This is a genomic window from Streptomyces sp. P9-2B-2, assembly GCF_030406865.1.
GTDB lineage: Bacteria > Actinomycetota > Actinomycetes > Streptomycetales > Streptomycetaceae > Streptomyces > Streptomyces platensis.
The window spans coordinates 3,606,279-3,624,867 of the sequence record NZ_CP129126.1 but is presented as its reverse complement, the minus strand read 5'-3'; the positions used below and the strand labels follow the sequence as shown (position 1 = coordinate 3,624,867).

Genomic DNA, 18,589 nt, shown 5'->3' with positions numbered 1-18,589 from the left:
CGATGACAGCGCAGCCGGCCGGACCGACGGCGGGCGGCTCCGTGGACCACGCCGCCGCACCCCCTCAACTCCCCATATCCCCCTATAGCGAACACTCCGCCTCCTGCGACCCGCTCGCCGGAGGCGGACTGCTGTGTACGGACCCGGTCGGGGCACCGGCGCGAACCATTAGTGTGGGGCCCCGTCCGAGATGCGCCGCCGCCCCGCAGGCCGCGCGCGTCGCCTCGTAGTCCGTCGCAGTGTCTTCCGGGGGCGGGGGCCCAGCGCGACTTCGCCGCGGGCCTTCGAACTCCCGGGTCCGGAGGGCCCGTACCTCGATGTCCGTGCACAGCCAGTCGGCGGCCCAGGCCGCCTCATCCGCAGCCGCAGCCCCAGAGTTCCCACGGCACGTCGTCACCGCCGTGATCGTCTCCCACGACGGTGCCCGCTGGCTGCCCGACGCGCTCACCGGCCTGCTCGGCCAGGAGCGCCCGGTGCAGAACGTCATCGGCGCCGACACCGGCAGCGCGGACCACTCCGCCCAGCTGCTCGCCGAGGCCATCGGGGACCAGCGGGTGCTGCACCTCGCCCGCCGGTCCGGATTCGGCACCGCCGTCGACGAAGCGGTCCGCACGGCCCCCGTGCTCACCCCCGACGATCTTCCGTATCTGCGCCGGCCCAGCGGCTGGGACCCGGTCACCCGCACCTGGCGCGACGAGGCGTACGAGATGCCGGAGTTGCCGCACGGCGAACCGGTCCAGTGGCTGTGGCTGCTGCACGACGACTGCGCGCCCGAGCCGGACGCGCTCGCCGAGCTGCTGCGGGTCGCCGACGCCAGCCCCTCCACCGTCATCGTCGGCGCCAAGCTGCGCAGCTGGTACGACCGCCGGCAACTCCTGGAGGCCGGGGTCAGCATCGCGCGCAGCGGCCGCCGTTGGACCGGCCTGGACCGCCGCGAACAGGACCAGGGCCAGCACGACCAGGTGCGCTCGGTGCTGTCCGTCTCCACCGCCGGCATGCTCATCCGCCGTGACGTCTACGAGGAGTTGGGCGGCTTCGACCGCAGGCTGCCCCTGATGCGGGACGACGTCGACCTGTGCTGGCGCGCCCAGGCCGCCGGCCACCAGGTCCTGATCGCGCCCGAGGCCATCCTGCGGCACGCCGAGGCCTCCGCCCGCGAACGCCGCCCCATCGACTGCGTCGGCCGCTCGGTCGCCAACCCGCACCGCGTCGACAAGGCCGGCGCGGTCTACACCCTGCTCGCCAACACCCGCGGCGCGACCCTCCCGTACGTCCTGCTGCGGCTGCTGATCGGCACCTTCCTGCGGGTGCTCGCCTACCTCGTCGGCAAGGTCCCGGGCCAGGCGCTGGACGAACTCGCCGGACTCTTCGGCACGCTGCTGCGCCCCGGCAAGATCCTCGCCGCGCGCAAACGGAGAGGCCGGCCCGCGGTCGACGCGAGTGAGCTGCGGCCGCTGTTCCCGCCACCCGGCGCCACCGTCCGGGCCACCGTCGAGCAGGTCGCCGGCAACCTCGCCGGGCGGGCCGCACCGGATGTCGCGTCGGCCGGCCGGCACGGCGCGGTCGAGTCCGGGCCCGGCGGCGATGACGCCGACTTCCTGGAGATCGAGCAGTTCGCCCGGCTCAAGCGGATCGCCCGCAAACCGGCCCCGCTGCTCTTCCTCCTGCTGCTGGTGGTCTCGCTGGTCGCCTGCCGCGGACTGCTCGGCGCCGGCGCGCTGACCGGCGGGGCGATGCTGCCCGCGCCCGGCAGCGTGTCCGACCTGTGGTCGGCGTACCTCGACAGCTGGCATGCGGTCGGCGTCGGCGGCAGCGCCTCCGCGCCCCCCTACCTGGCGATCGTCGCCCTGGTGTCGAGCATCTTCTTCGGCAGCACCGGCTTCGCCGTCACCCTGCTGCTGGTCTGCTCCGTCCCACTGGCCGGACTCACCGCCTACTTCGCCTCCCGCCCGCTCGTCGCCTCCCGGCTGCTGCGGGCCTGGGGCAGCATCGCCTACGCCTTCCTGCCCGCGGCCGCCGGCGCGCTGGCGGGCGGCCGGCTGGGCACCGCGGTGCTCGCCGTCCTGCTGCCGCTGATGGCGCGTGCCGCGCTCGCCGCGAGCGGACTGCGGCTGCCCGTGGGCACCCGGCCCAGCTGGCGCGCCACCTGGGCGTATGCGCTGCTGATCACCTTCACCATGGCCTTCACCCCGGTCGTCTGGCCGATCGCGGTGCTGCTCGGCATCGGTCTGCTGGTGCTGCGCCTCCTGGATGGCAGCCGCGACCAACTGCTCGCCTACGGGCTGCGCTTCCTCGTCGTGGCCGTGGTGCCGTTCGTGGTGCTCGCGCCCTGGTCGCTGTCGTTGCTGAGCCGGCCGTCCGCCTTCTTCCAGGAGGCCGGGCTCGACTACGGCGCCGGATCCGCCTCCGTGCTCGACCTCATCGGGCTCAGCCCCGGCGGTCCCAAGGCCGCCGGCGGCGTGCTGCTCTTCGGCGTCGTCCTGGCCGCGCTCGCCGCGACACTGCGCGACGAGCGGCAGCGCGCGATCCGTACCGCCTGGGCGGTGGCGCTGACCGGGCTGCTGTTCGCGGCGCTGGGCAACGGCTCCGGCTGGACCGGGCCCGCGATGCTGGTCTACGGGCTGGCGCTGCTGTGTGCCGCGGCGATCGGCGCGGAGGGCATCCGGACCCGGATGGCCAGCCTCGGCTTCGGCTGGAAGCAGCCGGTCGCGGTGCTGATCGCGCTGGCGTCCGTGCTCGCCCCGCTCTACGCCGCGGTCAGCTGGATGATCACCGGCGCGTCCGGCCCGCTGGAGCGGCGTGACCCGGAGCAGGTCCCGGCGTTCGTCGCCGAGGAGTCCGGCTCCGCCGACCGGCCCCGCACCCTGGTCCTCGACGGCTCGCCCGGCCATGTCGACTACACCCTCGTCCGCGGCTCCGGCGCCCGGCTCGGCGACGCCGATCTGGCCGCCGCGGCGGGCGAGGACAAGCGGCTCGGCGGCATCGTCGCCCACCTGGTGGCCGGCTCCGGCGCCGACCAGTCCAACCAGCTCGGCGGCTATGCGGTCCGCTACGTCCTGGTCAGGGACGGGGCGCCGCGCGAAATGGGCCGGGTGCTGGACGCGACGCCGGGCCTGACCCGGCTCAGCCAGGACGACGGCAGCGCCCTGTGGCGCGTCGACCGCCGGGTCTCGCGGGTCTCCATCGTCCCGGGCGCGGCCAAGGACGGCACCAGCGCGGGCGAGGCCGCCGCGCCCATCGCCGTCCCCTCCGGCCCCGTCGAGGCGCACACCAAGGTGCCCGGCGGCGACAACGGCCGGGTGCTGCGCCTCGCGGACACCGCCGACGAGGGCTGGCAGGCCACCGTCGACGGCACCCCGCTCAAGCCGGTGACCGTCGACGGCTGGGCGCAGGGCTTCGCGCTCCCCGCGGGCGGCGGCACCCTCGACCTCACCCACGAGAACCCGATCGGCCACACCCTCTGGATGTGGGCCCAGGGCCTGCTCGCCGTTGTCCTGGTGGTGCTGGCGCTGCCCGGCCGCCGCCGGGAGATCGACGACGACCTGCCGGAGGACACGGCCGCCGCGCAGGCCGCCGCGGTGTCCGGCGACGGCCGCCGGGCGCGGCGCCTGCGGGCCCAGGCCGAGGCGGCCGGTGCCCCCGAGGCGGCCGGGCCCGGCGCCCCCGCCGCGCGCTCCGGCGAGCAGCCGTTCGACCCGGCCGACGACCCGGCGGCCGCACCGGTCCCCGGCCGGGACGCGGTCCAGGGCGCCGTCCCCGCCGCTCCCGGCGACCCGTATGCGGCGGTGCCGCAGCAGCCGTCCTACGAGGAGTGGCAGGCCGCCCAGCAGGGCGTACCGGACGGCACCGTGCCCCCGGGCGACCCCGGCGGACAGCAGCCCTACGCCCCCGCCGACCCGTTCCAGGCCGGGCAGTACGGCCAGCCGTACCCGCCGGCCGATCCCTACCAGGCCGCCGACCCGTACGCGGACCCCTACCAGGCGGGCGTCTACGACCCGTACGGGTACGGGCAGCAGCAGCAGCAGCAGTACGGCGACGGCGGGCCGCAGCACCAGCAGCCCTACGACGACGGCACCGAGTACCCGGGGTACTCCGGCTCCTACCCCGAGCCGCGCCGTGACGGGAGCGACCAGCAGTGAAGCGCACCATGATGTCCCTGATCGGCGTGGCCGTCGCGCTGGCCGCGGTCTCCGGCGTCGCCGCCGTGGCCGCCCCGGACGACGGCGGCCGGGACGCCCCGCGCGGCAGCAGCCGGCTGCCCGTCCAGCGCTCCGCGCTGCTCTGCCCGGCCCCGACCTCCTCCGAGGTCGGCGAGACCGCCTACACCGCCTTCGTTCCCAAGGGCGCGGCGGCCGGTGCGGACGGCAAGAAGGGCACCGCCGAGCTGCGGCCCGCCGGGACCGTGCGGGCCGCCGGCGACGGGGCCGGCGGCAAGGGCGGGAAGAAGGGCAAGGACAAGGGCAAGGGCGCCGCGGACGCCGCGGCCGGGCAGACCGTCGCCCCCCGCGACACCAAGCCCGTGGTGCCCCTCCAGGAGCCCGGCAAGCCGGTCGTCGCGACCACCGACAAGCCCGACGCCCCCGCCCTCGTGGGCTCCGCGGACGGCATGTTCGCGCCCGGCTGGACCGTGCAGCAGACCACTTCCGTCGCCGCCGGCGCGGGCCGCGGCCTCCTCGGGCTGAGCTGCACCACCCCCGACACCACGTTCTGGTTCCCCGGTGTCAGCACCGCCGCCGAACGCCAGGACTACGTCCACCTCACCAACCCCGACGGGGTCCCGGCCGTCGTGGACCTCGAACTCCACGGCAAGGACGGATCGTTGGCGGGCTCGGCGGGGGAGGACATCTCCGTACCGCCGCACACCACGGTCCCGGTGCTGCTCTCCACGCTGACCACCACCCCCACCACCAACGCCTCGCTGCATGTCGTCGCGCGGGAGGGCCGGGTCGGCGCCGCCGTCCAGGCGAGCGACGGCAAGCTCGGCAGCGACTGGCTGCCGCCCGCCGCCGACCCTGCGCCGAGCGTGGTGCTGCCCGGCATCCCGAAGGACGCCACCTCCGTGCGGCTGGTCGCCCTCGCGCCCGGTGAGTCCGACGCCGATCTGAAGGTCCAACTGGCCACCCCGACCGGGCTGATCACGCCCGCCGGGCTGGAGAGCCTGCACCTCAAGAGCGGGATGACCACCGCCGTGGACCTCAAGGACCTCACCAAGGGCGAGGCCGGTTCGCTGGTGCTCACGCCCTCCGACGGTGACTCCAGGGCCCCGGTCACGGCCGCGCTGCGGGTCACCCGCGGCAAGGGCGCCAAGCAGGAGATGGCGTTCATCCCCGCGACCCGGCCGGTCGAGAAGCGCGCCACCGCGGCCGACAACCGCGACCGCGGCAGCACCCTCTCGCTGGTCGCGCCGGAGAAGGGCAAGGACGCCAAGGTGAAGGTCACCGCCTCGGCGGGCAGCGGCGGCGGCACCCCGGTCAGCAAGACCTACATGGTCAAGGGCGGCCGCAGCCTCGATGTCGAGCCGCCCCGCCCGCAGGGCCTGAAGGGGACCTACGCCCTGACCGTGGAGCCGGAGCCCGGCAGCGGTCCCGTCTACGCGGCCCGGATGCTGGCCCGCCCCCAGGGCGGCGTGCCCGCGTTCACCGTCCAGCCGCTGCCCGACGACCGCGGCTCGGTCCTCGTCCCGGCCGCGGGCCAGGATCTGTCGCTGCTCACGGACTGAACCGCGCACCGCCCCCGGACCCGCGCGGCGGCCTCACTCCTGGCCGTAGCGCGGGTCCACCGACTCCGGGGACAGCCCCAGGAGTTCGGCGACCTGCTCGACCACGACCTCATGGACGAGCAGCGCCCGCTCGTCGCGGCCCTTCGTACGGATCTCCACAGGCCTGCGGTAGATCACGATCCGGTCGCGATGTCCGCCCGCGGCCGGCAGCATCCGCCCCAGCGGCACGGTCTCCGCGTCGGCGGTCGCGTCCGGCCCGTCGTCCGGGCCGAAACCGGGCACCTCCAGGATCAGGAAGTCGACCTGGGAGAGCTGCGGCCAGCGGCGCTCCAGCCGGTCCCGGGAGTCATACACAAGATCCACGAAGGCCTCGGCCCGGGTCACCGACAGCGGCACCTGGGGCGGCGCGATCGGGCCGCGCATGCCGCGGCCGTGGCGGTCGCGGCGGCGGAGCCGCGGCTCCGGCGGTCGGGGAGGTACAGGGCTGTCCATCAGCATCGAGCGTAGCCGTCACGGACCCGCGGGCACCGGGGAGCGCGGCAAGACGTGGCATGTCGTCGGCTGACCGTACCTGTCCGCGATGTGTTCGTTTGCATCCCTGCATGAGATCGCAGATCGACGCCGGAATGGCAGGAAATGCATCGAGTCGTGACGGGTTTCCGCGCCGCACACGGTCCGTCCCGGACCGGCCGGTCCAGGTCAGGTCGAGCGGGTGCAGGTCAGACGCATCGGACGAAGCGGGACGACACGGTTGGGTGAGCCGGGGGAGAGTCGTCGCGGCCCGCTCAAGAGTGCGGTACCGTCCAACGTCGTGAGCCCTGTACGTCGCTGTTCGCGCACTGCGTGCGGCCGCCCCGCCGTCGCAACGCTGACGTACGTCTATGCGGATTCGACCGCTGTGCTCGGTCCGCTCGCCACCTACGCCGAGCCGCACTGCTACGACCTGTGCGCCGAGCACTCCGAGCGGCTGACCGCGCCCCGCGGCTGGGAAGTCGTCCGCCTCGCCCTCGACTCCGGACCGGCCCGCCCCAGCGGCGACGATCTCGAAGCCCTGGCGAACGCCGTACGCGAAGCCGCCCGCCCCCAGGAACGTGCCGCCGGCGGTACCCACACCCCCGGCGACCGCGACACCCATCCCATGGAGGTCGCCCGCCGCGGCCACCTCCGGGTGCTGCGCTCACCGGATTCCTGAACCGCCCCGGCAGTCCCCGGCCCGTCACCGCACCCGCCCGCCGCATCCGGCCAACTACGGCGCCGCGGCGGCGTGCACACGGGGACAGCGGGCCACCGCACAGGGCCGCCCGGTAGGTTGGGAGGACATAGAGACTCTCCAGGAGGGCTGGCTGTGACTGATCTGTCGCAGATCGTGAAGGCGTACGACGTACGCGGTGTCGTCCCCGCCCAGTGGGACGAACCCCTGGCCGAGCTGTTCGGGGCGGCCTTCGTCGAGGTCACCGCCGCGGACGCGATCGTGATCGGACACGACATGCGGCCCTCCTCGCCCGGCCTGTCGGACGCCTTCGCCCGCGGTGCGGCGGCCCGCGGCGCGGACGTCACCCAGATCGGCCTCTGCTCGACCGACGAGCTGTACTTCGCCAGCGGCTCCCTCGGGCTGCCCGGCGCCATGTTCACCGCCTCGCACAACCCGGCCCAGTACAACGGCATCAAGATGTGCCGGGCCGGCGCGGCCCCCGTCGGCCAGGACACCGGCCTCGCCGACATCCGCGCACGGGTCGAGCGCTGGTCGGACGAGGGCGCCCCGGAACCGGCCGCCGCGCCCGGAACCATCACCCAGCGCGATGTCCTCGGCGACTACACCGCCCACCTGCGCGGCCTGGTGGACCTCAGCGGCATCCGCCCGCTCAAGGTCGTCGTCGACGCGGGCAACGGCATGGGCGGCCACACCGTACCGACCGTCTTCGCGGGCCTGCCCCTCGAACTCGACGCGATGTACTTCGAGTTGGACGGCTCCTTCCCCAACCACGAAGCCAACCCGCTGGACCCCAAGAACATCGTCGACCTCCAGGCCCGCGTCCGCGAGACCGGCGCCGACCTCGGCCTCGCCTTCGACGGCGACGCCGACCGCTGCTTCGTCGTCGACGAGAACGGCGACCCGGTCTCCCCGTCCGCGATCACCGCCCTGGTCGCGGCCCGCGAACTGGCCAAGCACCCCGGCGGCACGGTCATCCACAACCTGATCACCTCGTGGTCGGTACCGGAGGTCGTCAGGGAGAACGGCGGCGAGCCCGTCCGGACCCGCGTCGGGCACTCCTTCATCAAGGAGGAGATGGCCACCACCGGCGCCATCTTCGGCGGCGAGCACTCCGCGCACTACTACTTCCGCGACTTCTGGAACGCCGACACCGGCATGCTCGCCGCCATGCACGTCCTGGCGGCCCTCGGCGGCCAGCAGGGCCCGCTGTCGCAGCTGGTCGCGCAGTACGACCGGTACGCCGCCTCCGGCGAGATCAACAGCACCGTCGACGACCAGACCGGCCGGCTCGCCGCGATCAAGACCGCCTACCAGGGCCGCGACGGCGTCACCCTCGACGAGCTGGACGGGCTGACCGTCACCGCCGACAACTGGTGGTTCAACGTCCGCGCCTCCAACACCGAGCCGCTGCTCCGGCTGAACGTCGAGGCCCGCGACACCGCCACCGCCGACCGGATCCGCGACGAGGCCCTGGCGATCATCCGCGGCTGAGCCCCCGTGCCCGCCGCACAAAGGCCGCGGCGGGTGTCGGAGCACGTCGCCGAGGGGGCGGGCGGCAGCGGCATCCCCGCCGCCCGCACCCCCGTGCACCACCCGGAATCACCGCCGAGCACGCCTCCTGCCCCCGCCCGGCGGTACGCTGGCCAAGCCGCAACCGCCCCGAAGGAGCAGCCTCCATGCCGGTCGAAGCCAGCTTGATCCAGATCCTTGCCTGCCCGGCATGCCATGCCCCCCTCCAGGACCGGACCGCGGACTCCGCGTCCGACCCCGAGCTGATCTGCACCTCCGGCGACTGCGGCCTCGCCTACCCCGTCCGGGACGGCATCCCCGTACTCCTCGTCGACGAAGCACGCCGCCCCGCCTGACCGGTGCCGCCGGGCCCGCCCCGGCGCCACCCGGCACACCCCCGCCCGATCCGGCGATTCGGAGGCCGCGCCCACCATGCTCGACGAGTCACTCCTCGACACCCCTGACGCGCTGGCCGGAGCCGACCGCTTCGGCCTGCTGCGCGGCGTCGCCGAATCCGGCGCCCGGGTGCGCACCGCCGCCCGCAGCGCCGCCGAATCCGGCATCCCCGAGCTGACCCCCGACGGGCGGCCGCGCGCCGTCCTCGTCGCCGGCCCCGGCCCCGCCGCGGCCGGTGTGGCGGACCTCCTCAGGGCGCTCGGCGGCGGCAACTGCCCCGTCACCCTCATCCAGCCCACCGGCGTCGCCCCGCTGCCCGGCGCGCTGCGCTGGGCGCTGCCCGGCTGGGCCGGACCCCTGGACCTGCTGCTGCTCCCCGGCCCCGACGCCGCCGACCCCGGCCTCGCCGAGCTGGTCGAGCAGGCCTCCCGCCGCGGCTGCGCCGTCGTCGCCGTCACCCCCGCCGGCGGCCCGCTCGCCGACGCCGTCACCCAGGCCCGCGGCCTCGCCATCCCCCTGGCGACCACCCCCTACGACGCCGAATTCGACGTCGAGGGCGCGCCGCCGGCCGCCCCCGGCACCCTCTGGTCGGTGCTCATCCCGCTGCTCTCGCTCGCCGACCGGATCGGCCTGCTGAGCGCCCCGCCGGAGGCCCTGGGCAAGCTCGCCGACCGCCTCGACCAGCTCGCTGAGCGCTGCGGCCCTGCTATCCCCACGTACACCAACCCCGGCAAGACCCTGGCCGCCGACCTCGCCGACTCGCTCCCGCTGATCTGGACCGAAGGCACCATCGCCGGCGCCGTCGGCCGGCACTTCGCCACCGAGCTGGCCGGGCTGGCCGGCCGCCCCGCGCTCGCCGCCGAGCTGCCCGAGGCGCTCGCCACCCACCGCACCCTGCTGGCCGGCGCCCTGGCCGCCGGCGCCGACCCGGACGACTTCTTCCGCGACCGGGTCGAGCAGCCCGCCGCGATGCACGCCAGGGTCGTGCTGCTGCGCGAGGACGAGCCGGGGGCGCTGTCCGCCACCCGCGCCGCCCAGGCGCTCGCCGAGGAGCGCGACACCGCCGTCAGCGAGCTGGAGGCCGACACCGGCAGCGACCTGGAGAAGGCCGCTGAACTACTCGCCATCGTGGATTTCGCCGCCGTTTACCTGGCGCTCGCCGGGACCGAGTGATCTTTGACGGTCGGGCCCGCAGCCGCGGGCCCCTGGGAGTGAGCGCCGAGCCCCGCCCGGCTCGCGACGCCCCGGCCCCACCCCGCAGCACGTACCACCGTCAGGAAGCAGCCGCCCCATGGACCGCCTCGCCAATACCGTGCGCCCCTACGCCTGGGGCTCCACCACCGCCCTCCCGGAGCTCCTGGGCACCGCGCCGACCGGCGAACCCCAGGCCGAGATGTGGCTGGGCGCCCACCCCGGCGCCCCCTCCCGTATCGACCGCGGCGCCGGCCCCGTCTCCCTGGCCGAGGTCATCGACGCCGCCCCCGAGGCCGAACTGGGCGCCGACGCCGTCCGCGCCTTCGGCCCCCGGCTGCCCTTCCTGCTCAAGCTGCTCGCGGCCGGCTCCCCGCTCTCCCTCCAGGTCCACCCCGACCGGGCGCAGGCCGCCGAAGGCTTCGCCGACGAGGAGCGGCGCGGCATCCCGATCGACGCCGGCCACCGCAACTACAAGGACGCCAACCACAAGCCCGAACTGATCGTCGCGCTCACCCTCTTCGACGGTCTGTGCGGCTTCCGGCACCCGGCGCAGGCCGCGGACCTCCTGGCGGGCCTGGGCGTCGACGACCTCAAGCCGTACGTCGACATCCTGCGCGCCAGCCCCGAGGAGGACGCCCTGCGCGAGGTGCTCACCGCCGTCCTGAGCGCCGAGCACCACGCGATCGCCGGCACCGTCGAGCGCGCCGCCGTCGCCGCCGACCAGCTGGCCGCCCAGGGCGGACCGCACGCCGACGCCTACGCCGCCTACGCCGTCCTCGCCCACCACTACCCGGGCGACCCCGGCGTCCTCGCCGCCATGCTGCTCAACCACGTCCAACTCCAGCCCGGCGAGGCACTGTTCCTCGGCGCCGGCATCCCGCACGCCTACCTCGGCGGGCTCGGGGTCGAGCTGATGGCCAACTCCGACAACGTGCTGCGCTGCGGACTCACCCCCAAGCACGTGGACGTCCCGGAACTGCTGCGGGTGGTCCGCTTCGAGGCCGGTGACGCGGGCGTGCTGCGCCCCGAGGATGTCAACGGCGAGGAGGTCTACGAGACCCCCATCGACGAGTTCCGCCTCTCCCGCTTCGTGACGGCCCCCGGCGCCGCACCCCACGCACTCCCGTCCCGGACGCCGCAGATCCTGCTGTGCACGGGGGGCAGGGTGTGGCTGCGGGAGGCCGAAGGGGAGGCGGAGGCCGGTGACGTTGACGGGCTGGCTCTGGCGCCTGGCGAGTCCGTGTTCGTACCGGCCGGGGAGCGGATCACGCTCTCCGGAGACGGCACGCTGTTCCGCGCGACGGTGGTCGCGTAGCGGTCTCGGCAAGACCCCGTCCAGCTGGCGCCGCTCGCGCCCCGGTCCTCGGTCACGGTGCGGAGGCCGGGATAGCGCCACCGGCGGGCTCGTTTCTGGCGGCCGGAAACCGTCCGCCAGGTGGCCTCCTGGTCGCCGCCCCGGGCAGGGCTGCAACAATGACCGCCGCACAGCATTAAAGGGGCGGTAAAGCCCGGACGACGGAAGGGGTATGCGGCACCTATGAGCGCATCAGGCGGGACAAAGGCGATCGTTGCGGCGCTGGGCGCCAACCTGGCGATCGCCGCAGCGAAGTTCGTGGCCTTCGCCTTCAGCGGCTCGTCCTCGATGCTGGCGGAAGGCGTGCACTCCATCGCGGACTCCGGCAACCAGGGCCTGCTGCTGCTCGGCGGCAAGAAGGCGAAGCGCGCGGCGACCGCCGAGCACCCCTTCGGCTACGGCCGTGAGCGCTACATCTACGGCTTCCTGGTCTCCATCGTCCTCTTCACCATCGGCGGCGTCTTCGCGCTCTACGAGGGCTACGAGAAGATCCACGAACCGCATGAGCTGGACAACTGGTACTGGCCGGTCGGCGTCCTCGTCTTCGCGATCATCGCCGAGGGCTTCTCCTTCCGTACGGCCATCAAGGAGTCCAACGAGCTGCGCGGCCAGCAGACCTGGGCCCAGTTCGTCCGCCGCGCCAAGGCCCCCGAGCTGCCGGTCGTGCTGCTGGAGGACTTCGGCGCCCTGGTCGGTCTGGTCCTGGCGCTGGGCGGCGTCGGCCTGACCATGGCCACCGGCGACGGCGTCTGGGACGGCATCGGCACCATGTGCATCGGCGCGCTGCTGGTGCTGATCGCCCTGGTCCTGGCCGCGGAGACCAAGTCGCTGCTGCTGGGCGAGGCGGCCGGCCCCGAGCAGATCGCCAAGATCCGCGCCGCGGTCGTCGACGGCACGGTCGTCACCCGCGTCATCCACATGCGCACGCTCCACCTCGGCCCCGACGAACTGCTGGTCGCCGCCAAGATCGCGGTACAGCACGACGACACCGCCACCGAGATCGCCAACGCCATCAACGCCGCCGAGGCCCGCATCCGCGAGGCCGTCCCGATCGCCCGCGTCATCTACCTGGAACCGGACATCTACAACGAGGCCACAGCGGCCGCGGGGGCGGACCCGTCGAAGACACCGGGCGGGGAGTGAGCTGACCCGGCTTCCGGCCGGGGGCGCGGGCCGGGTAGTCCGGGTGACCGGTCACCGGTGGCCGGGTGGACTGCCGGGCGGCTGAGCCTCGGGCCCACGGGACGGCTGAGGCCCCAGCCTTACGGGACCGCAGGTCTCCAGCCCCACCGGACCACCGGACCCGCCGCAGGCCCACCCGCCCCCACCGCCACAGAGCGCGGCAAGGCCCCCACACTCCCCAGGAGTATGGGGGCCTTCGCTGTACGCCCCACGAGTACGGAGACCGACGCTGCACTCCGGGGGTATGTGGGGCCTCCGCCGTACTCCTGGGGCGCGTAGGGCCCTCGCCGCACGAGCCGAGCCTCACCAAGCTGCCCGGCCCCGTCCCGCCGATCACGCTGCGAGCCCCCGGGATCTCGGTGCCCCAGGGAGTCTCGGCGCCACGGAGGGGCTAGGTGCGGCGGGCAATCTGGGCGCCAAGGGGAATCTGGGCGTCCCGGGGAACTGGGGCGTCAGAGGGACCAGGGATGCCACGGGTACCGCGAGTGCCACGGGAATACCGCCCCCGGCCACCACACGGGAATACCGCCTCGGCCCACCACGTTGTGGGCCCCGAGAGGGCCCGCGCCACCCCTACGGGATGCGTTCGCCCCCGCCCTACTGGATCCCCCCGGTAACTACCGGATTCACGGCAACTACCGGATCTCCCCGAGAACGCGCAGAATCCCCAACTCGCCCTCCGCCCCCTGAAGCCGGGCCCGGAAGTCCGCGTCCATCAGCTTCCGCGACAGCAGCGCCAGGATGCGCAGATGCTCGTCCCCGGCCGCAGCCTCGGGCACCGCGATCAGGAAGACCAGCCGGGTACGTGTGCCGTCGAGCGAACCCCAGTCGATACCGTCCGCCGACCGTGCGAAGCCGACCAACGGAGCGGTCACCGCGTCCGTCTTGGCGTGCGGGATGGCGATCTCCTCACCGAGCCCGGTCGTGCCCTGCGCTTCACGGGCCAGCGCCACCCGGACCAGCTCGTCGACATCCGCCACCTTGCCGGTAGCGGCCACCAACTCGGCCATCTCCCGGATCGCCGCCTCCTTCTCGTGGGCGACGAGCTGGGTCTTGACGGTCTGCCCGGTGAGGTAGCCGGAGAGCACCTCAGGGCCGGGGTCCTCGTCGTGGCTGGCATCGCCGCCACCGCCGTCAACGCTGCCCTCGGCATCGACGTCGTCCCCGCCCGCACCCGCGTCCCGCCCCGGACCACCATCGGCCGCACGAACGGAACCCGCCGCCGCACCCGCACGCGACCCCACCCCGGCACCGCCACCACCGGCACCGCCGCCAACACCGACACCACCACCCACACCAACCCCAGCCACGACCGCCTCCACACCAGCGCCCACAACCGACCCCCCAGCGGCGGCAGCACCCGCACCCCCACCGGCACCCGGTTGCCCACCGCCCTTGCGCCGCTCCGCGACATCCACCAGCATCACCGTCGTCAGCGCCGTGACCACCGATCCCGCCACTACGGCGAGGAAGAACGCCGGCACCCCGCCGACGGCGCCCAGCACCGCCACGATCGGCCCGCCGTGCGGCACCGCGTCCGTGACCCCGATCGTCCCCGCGAGCGCACCGGCCACCGCACCGCCGAGCATGTTCGCCGGTATGACCTGCGCGGGCCGCGCCGCGGCGAACGGAATCGCGCCCTCCGAGATCCCGAAGAGCCCCATGAACAGCGCCGCCATGCCCGTCTCCCGCTCCTGCTCGGAATACAGGCGGCGGCGGACCAGCGTGGCCAGCCCCTGACCGAGCGGCATCACCGGGATCGCCGCGGCGCACATGCCCATCACCGTCTGGTTGCCGGACGCGATCAGCCCCGCACCGAACAGGAACGCGGTCTTGTTGACCGGACCTCCCATATCGAACGCGATCATGAGGCCGAGGAGCGCGCCGAGCAGAATCGCGCTGGACCCGGTCATCCCGCCGAGCCAGTCGGTGAGATGGGTGAACACCCAGGAGATGGGCTTGCCGATCACGTAGATGAAGAACAGCCCGAGCGCTGTCGTCGCCACGATCGGGATCACGATGATCGGCATGATCGGCCGGGCGAACCTGGGGACCTCCACCTTCTTGATCCACAGCACCAGATAGCCGGCCAGGAACCCGGTGACGATCGCGCCGATGAAGCCCGCGCCCGCCTTGGAGTCGTACAGCGAGCCGGTGTTGGCGATCCAGCCGCCGATCATGCCCGGCACCAGCGCGGGCCGGTCGCCGATCGCGTAGGCGATATAGCCGGACAGGATCGGCACCATCAGCGTGAAGCCGATGACGCCGATGTCGTTGACGTGCTTCCAGAACGAGCCGTCGGGGATGACCAGACCGCCGTCCGCCTGCGGATTCCCGCCCAGCGCCAGCGAGATCGCGATCAGCAGACCGCCGACGACCACGAACGGGATCATGTAACTGACGCCGTTCATCAGCGCCTTGTAGGCGACGCTGCGTTCCTTGCCGCCACCGGAGCCCCCGGGAGCCGGCGTGCCCTCGGAACCCGTACCGGCCCCGTCGCCCTCCGCGCGCCCGTACACCGGTGCGCTCCGCGCCCGTTCCATCAGCTGCTCGGGGTGGCGAATGCCCTCCGCGACCCCGACCGCCAGGACCCGCTTGCCGACGAACCGGCTGCGGTCGACGTCCTTGTCCGCGGCGATGATGATGGCGTCCGCGTCTCTGACATCGTTGTCAGAGAGGAGATTCTCAGCCCCGATGGAGCCCTGCGTCTCCACCTTGATCTCGTGCCCGAGGGACCGGGCCGCCTCGGTCAGCTTCTCCGCGGCCATGTACGTGTGGGCGATGCCGGTCGGGCAGGCGGTCACTGCGAGCAGCTTCAGCCCCTGCCCGCTCGTCCCCGCGTCCTTGAGGGGCTCAGCTGGACTGGTGGTCACGTGGCTCTCCTTCTGAACGTATGCGCGGTCGTGCCGGTGGTCCGCGCTCCCGGCATCCTGCATGACGGCACGGCGCCCGCAAAGCCCTCCGACGACGCCCTCCACGGCACCCGGAACGCCGGTCGCGGGGCCGCCGGACCCCAAGAATCACGTGCCGTCCCCGCGCCCCTCCGTGGCCGGGACCGCACTGGACCAGCCCCTCCGGGCTGTGGTGCACGGGGCTGATCGGTGTAGATTCGTGACCAGTGCCAGACGTCGCTGCTGATGGCGGTCGGGCGGCCCGCACCGCGGACCGGCCGAGGGAGAGAGGGCCTCCGACGGACTGCGCTGCGGCCGGGGGGAGAGGTGCGTCCGCTTCCGCGTACGCTCGATCTCGTCCAGTGGTAGCTGGGAGACCCCAGCCCGCGCCGCAGACTGCCCGCCCATCCACCTCGACGCTCGAGGAGCAGCCCGCATGACGACAGCAGCCACCGGTCAGGACTTCAAGGTCGCCGACCTGTCCCTCGCCGCTTTCGGCCGCAAGGAGATCACCCTCGCCGAGCACGAGATGCCCGGTCTGATGGCGATCCGCAAGGAGTACGCCGCCACCCAGCCGCTGGCCGGTGCCCGAGTCACCGGTTCTCTGCACATGACCGTGCAGACCGCGGTCCTGATCGAGACCCTGGCCGCGCTGGGTGCCGAGGTCCGCTGGGCCTCCTGCAACATCTTCTCCACCCAGGACCACGCCGCCGCGGCCATCGCGGTGGGCCCGAACGGCACGCCCGACGCGCCCCAGGGCATCCCGGTCTTCGCCTGGAAGGGCGAGTCCCTGGAGGAGTACTGGTGGTGCACGGAGCAGGCGCTGACCTGGCCCAACTCGCCCACCGGCGGCCCGAACATGATCCTCGACGACGGTGGCGACGCCACCCTCCTGGTCCACAAGGGCGTTGAGTACGAGAAGGCCGGCAAGGTCCCCGCGATCGAGACCGCGGAGAGCGACGAGCACCGCGCGATCCTGGAGCTGCTCACCCGCACGCTGGGCGAGGCGCCGCAGAAGTGGACGAACCTGGCCTCCGAGATCCGCGGTGTCACCGAGGAGACCACCACCGGCGTGCACCGTCTCTACGAGATGCACCGCGACGGCGACCTGCTCTTCCCGGCGATCAACGTGAACGACGCCGTGACGAAGTCGAAGTTCGACAACAAGTACGGCTGCCGCCACTCCCTGATCGACGGCATCAACCGCGCCACCGACGTTCTCATCGGCGGTAAGACCGCCGTGGTCTGCGGCTACGGCGACGTCGGCAAGGGCTGCGCCGAGTCGCTGCGCGGCCAGGGCGCCCGCGTCATCGTCACCGAGGTCGACCCGATCTGCGCCCTCCAGGCGGCGATGGACGGCTACCAGGTCACCACCCTGGAGGACGTCGTCGAGACCGCCGACATCTTCATCACCACCACGGGCAACAAGGACATCATCATGGCGTCCGACATGGCCCGGATGAAGCACCAGGCGATCGTCGGCAACATCGGTCACTTCGACAACGAGATCGACATGGCCGGTCTGGCCCAGCTCGACGGCATCGTCAAGGACGAGGTCAAGCCGCAGGTGCACACCTGGACCCACCCGGACGGCAAGGTCCTGATCGTGCTGTCCGAGGGCCGTCTGCTCAACCTGGGCAACGCCACCGGTCACCCCTCCTTCGTGATGTCCAACTCGTTCGCGGACCAGACGCTGGCCCAGATCGAGCTGTTCACCAAGCCCGCGGAGTACCCGACCGACGTCTATGTGCTCCCCAAGCACCTCGACGAGAAGGTCGCCCGGCTCCACCTCGACGCGCTCGGCGTCAAGCTCACCGAGCTGCGCCCCGAGCAGGCCGCCTACATCGGCGTCGAGGTCGAGGGCCCGTACAAGCCCGACCACTACCGCTACTGATCCAGCGGCGATCACCGGCCGGTCAGCTCCCCTGACCAGCTGGTGCTCACCCACAGCAGTCGGTGACACCAGGCCCTCGCCCTCCACGGCGGGGGCCTGGCCCATAAGGTCTCCATACAGCCCCGCCATCCCCAACGCACCGGCCCGTCGCCGGCCGAAGGACTGCCCCCGATGCCCCGCGGCCACTACTCCCTCCACGACCCGCACGATCACACCCCCCTGGGTGAAGAGCACTTCCACTGCGCCACCGGCCCCTCCGGCTGGCGCTATGTCTCCCAGATCGTCAACCCCGCCGGCGACCACACCGGCTCCGTCGACCTCACCCTCGACGAACTCGGCCGCCCCATCCGCCTCGAACTGCACGCCTCCGCCTGGCAGGTCCGCGGCGCCGCCCTGGACGGCGTCACCTGGGTACGCACCGACCCGACCGGTGAACACGCCACCGAAGGCAACGTCCCCGCCCACGCCTTCACCGGCGCGTCCCCCGCGTTCCTCATCGCCACCGCCCGCCTGCTGCGCCCCGCCCTCGGCGCCGGCGCCGTCCGCACCCGCCTCGTCGCCTTCACACCCCCCGTCCTCGCCCCCCGCACGCTCGACCAGTCCTGGGCCCTGCTGAAAAGCACACCACACGCCACTGACAACGCCCCGCTCGTCGCCGACGAATACCAGGTCAACGACCTGGAAACCGGCGAACAGCACACCGTCCACATCGCCGGCGACGTGGTTCTGTCCGCCCCAGGCATCGAACTCGAATCCCTCGAGTCCCCGCCGTCGACGTTCTCCTGACCCACTCCGGCCGGTCGGTCGGCCGCACCTGCCCGCGCGCAGCGTCATGCAGCGGGGCCAACGCCGACACCTAAGGGCGCGCAGGGTTAGTGCCGGGGCAGTGTCCCCAGCCGCGCGGGCAACAAGTCCGGCACCGCCGCCAGCGCACTCTGGCCGCACGGGCCTGTACGTCACGGCCACCCGGGGCCCGTACGGATCGGAGCAATCCCTGCACGGGACCTCTGATCCCGAAGCGTCACGCCACCGTTCCCCGACGCATCGCCCGCTGCCAGGTCCCAGCCGCCGTCCGCACCGCCACCCGCCGAGCATGGGACGGTCACCGCGGCGGAGGCCGACACTCGGCGCCCCACTGCCACGGGCCTACGTGGATGCCCCACGACTGCCATGACCCCGACGCCTACCCCGTCTCACGATCCGCTGCACCCACACCTCGTGGCTCCACCGCAACGCA

At 73.3% G+C, this 18,589-nt stretch carries 12 protein-coding genes; 10 read left to right on the top strand and 2 right to left on the bottom strand.

Going from position 1 to position 18,589, the window contains the following annotated elements; all coding sequences use genetic code 11:
- Nucleotides 1-317: 317 nt before the first annotated feature.
- Nucleotides 318-4,139, top strand: coding sequence for a glycosyltransferase (locus QT196_RS15705; protein ID WP_290355105.1), 3,822 nt, complete (start codon nt 318-320; stop codon nt 4,137-4,139).
- A complete protein-coding gene (locus QT196_RS15700) occupies nt 4,136-5,719 on the top strand; it encodes a DUF5719 family protein (RefSeq protein ID WP_168479451.1) in 1,584 nt (527 codons plus the stop codon). The genes QT196_RS15705 and QT196_RS15700 overlap by 4 nt, the downstream gene beginning before the upstream one ends.
- A 33-nt stretch (nt 5,720-5,752) precedes the next feature.
- Here QT196_RS15700 and QT196_RS15695 read toward each other — a convergent pair whose 3' ends face one another.
- Entirely contained in the window at nt 5,753-6,211 is a 459-nt protein-coding gene (locus QT196_RS15695) for a metallopeptidase family protein (RefSeq protein ID WP_266738840.1), read from the bottom strand.
- Between the two features lie 259 nt (nt 6,212-6,470).
- Here QT196_RS15695 and QT196_RS15690 point away from each other — a divergent pair, with 259 nt between their 5' ends.
- The 6 genes from QT196_RS15690 to QT196_RS15665 all read left to right on the top strand — a co-directional run bounded on the left by QT196_RS15690 (nt 6,471) and on the right by QT196_RS15665 (nt 12,528).
- A complete protein-coding gene (locus tag QT196_RS15690) occupies nt 6,471-6,911 on the top strand; it encodes a DUF3499 domain-containing protein (protein WP_168479449.1) in 441 nt (146 codons plus the stop codon).
- 153 nt (nt 6,912-7,064) lie between these two features.
- Nucleotides 7,065-8,423: a phosphomannomutase/phosphoglucomutase gene (locus tag QT196_RS15685; protein ID WP_168479447.1), complete on the top strand. Its 1,359-nt coding sequence runs from the start codon at nt 7,065-7,067 to the stop codon at nt 8,421-8,423.
- A gap of 185 nt (nt 8,424-8,608) precedes the next feature.
- The gene (locus tag QT196_RS15680) at nt 8,609-8,797 is read left to right on the top strand and encodes a Trm112 family protein (protein ID WP_042156554.1); all 189 of its coding nucleotides are present in this window, start codon (nt 8,609-8,611) and stop codon (nt 8,795-8,797) included.
- 76 nt (nt 8,798-8,873) lie between these two features.
- On the top strand, nt 8,874-10,010 hold the full coding sequence (locus QT196_RS15675; RefSeq protein ID WP_168479444.1) for an SIS domain-containing protein: 1,137 nt from the start codon (nt 8,874-8,876) through the stop codon (nt 10,008-10,010).
- 118 nt (nt 10,011-10,128) lie between these two features.
- The gene (gene manA, locus QT196_RS15670) at nt 10,129-11,346 is read left to right on the top strand and encodes a mannose-6-phosphate isomerase, class I (RefSeq protein ID WP_168479442.1); all 1,218 of its coding nucleotides are present in this window, start codon (nt 10,129-10,131) and stop codon (nt 11,344-11,346) included.
- A gap of 222 nt (nt 11,347-11,568) precedes the next feature.
- Nucleotides 11,569-12,528, top strand: coding sequence for a cation diffusion facilitator family transporter (locus QT196_RS15665; RefSeq protein ID WP_168479440.1), 960 nt, complete (start codon nt 11,569-11,571; stop codon nt 12,526-12,528).
- Nucleotides 12,529-13,202: 674 nt separating this feature from the next.
- Here the strand turns inward: QT196_RS15665 and QT196_RS15660 are convergent.
- Nucleotides 13,203-15,440: a fructose-specific PTS transporter subunit EIIC gene (locus QT196_RS15660; protein ID WP_290355104.1), complete on the bottom strand. Its 2,238-nt coding sequence runs from the start codon at nt 15,438-15,440 to the stop codon at nt 13,203-13,205.
- 454 nt (nt 15,441-15,894) lie between these two features.
- Between QT196_RS15660 and ahcY the strand changes: the two genes are divergently transcribed.
- Both ahcY and QT196_RS15650 read left to right on the top strand, forming a co-directional pair.
- Nucleotides 15,895-17,352 (top strand): adenosylhomocysteinase, encoded by a 1,458-nt coding sequence (ahcY, locus tag QT196_RS15655; protein WP_168479436.1) that lies wholly within the window; start codon nt 15,895-15,897, stop codon nt 17,350-17,352.
- Nucleotides 17,353-17,523: 171 nt separating this feature from the next.
- On the top strand, nt 17,524-18,138 hold the full coding sequence (locus QT196_RS15650; protein ID WP_168479434.1) for a hypothetical protein: 615 nt from the start codon (nt 17,524-17,526) through the stop codon (nt 18,136-18,138).
- The last annotated feature ends 451 nt before the right edge of the window (nt 18,139-18,589 follow it).

Coding starts and splice junctions, on each gene's coding strand:
- manA (WP_168479442.1), top strand. CDS start 10,129: ATGGACCGCCTCGCCAATACCGTGCGCCCCTACGCCTGGGGCTCCACC.
- QT196_RS15680 (WP_042156554.1), top strand. CDS start 8,609: ATGCCGGTCGAAGCCAGCTTGATCCAGATCCTTGCCTGCCCGGCATGC.
- QT196_RS15705 (WP_290355105.1), top strand. CDS start 318: ATGTCCGTGCACAGCCAGTCGGCGGCCCAGGCCGCCTCATCCGCAGCC.
- QT196_RS15675 (WP_168479444.1), top strand. CDS start 8,874: ATGCTCGACGAGTCACTCCTCGACACCCCTGACGCGCTGGCCGGAGCC.
- QT196_RS15665 (WP_168479440.1), top strand. CDS start 11,569: ATGAGCGCATCAGGCGGGACAAAGGCGATCGTTGCGGCGCTGGGCGCC.
- QT196_RS15650 (WP_168479434.1), top strand. CDS start 17,524: ATGCCCCGCGGCCACTACTCCCTCCACGACCCGCACGATCACACCCCC.
- QT196_RS15695 (WP_266738840.1), bottom strand. CDS start 6,211: ATGGACAGCCCTGTACCTCCCCGACCGCCGGAGCCGCGGCTCCGCCGC.
- ahcY (WP_168479436.1), top strand. CDS start 15,895: ATGACGACAGCAGCCACCGGTCAGGACTTCAAGGTCGCCGACCTGTCC.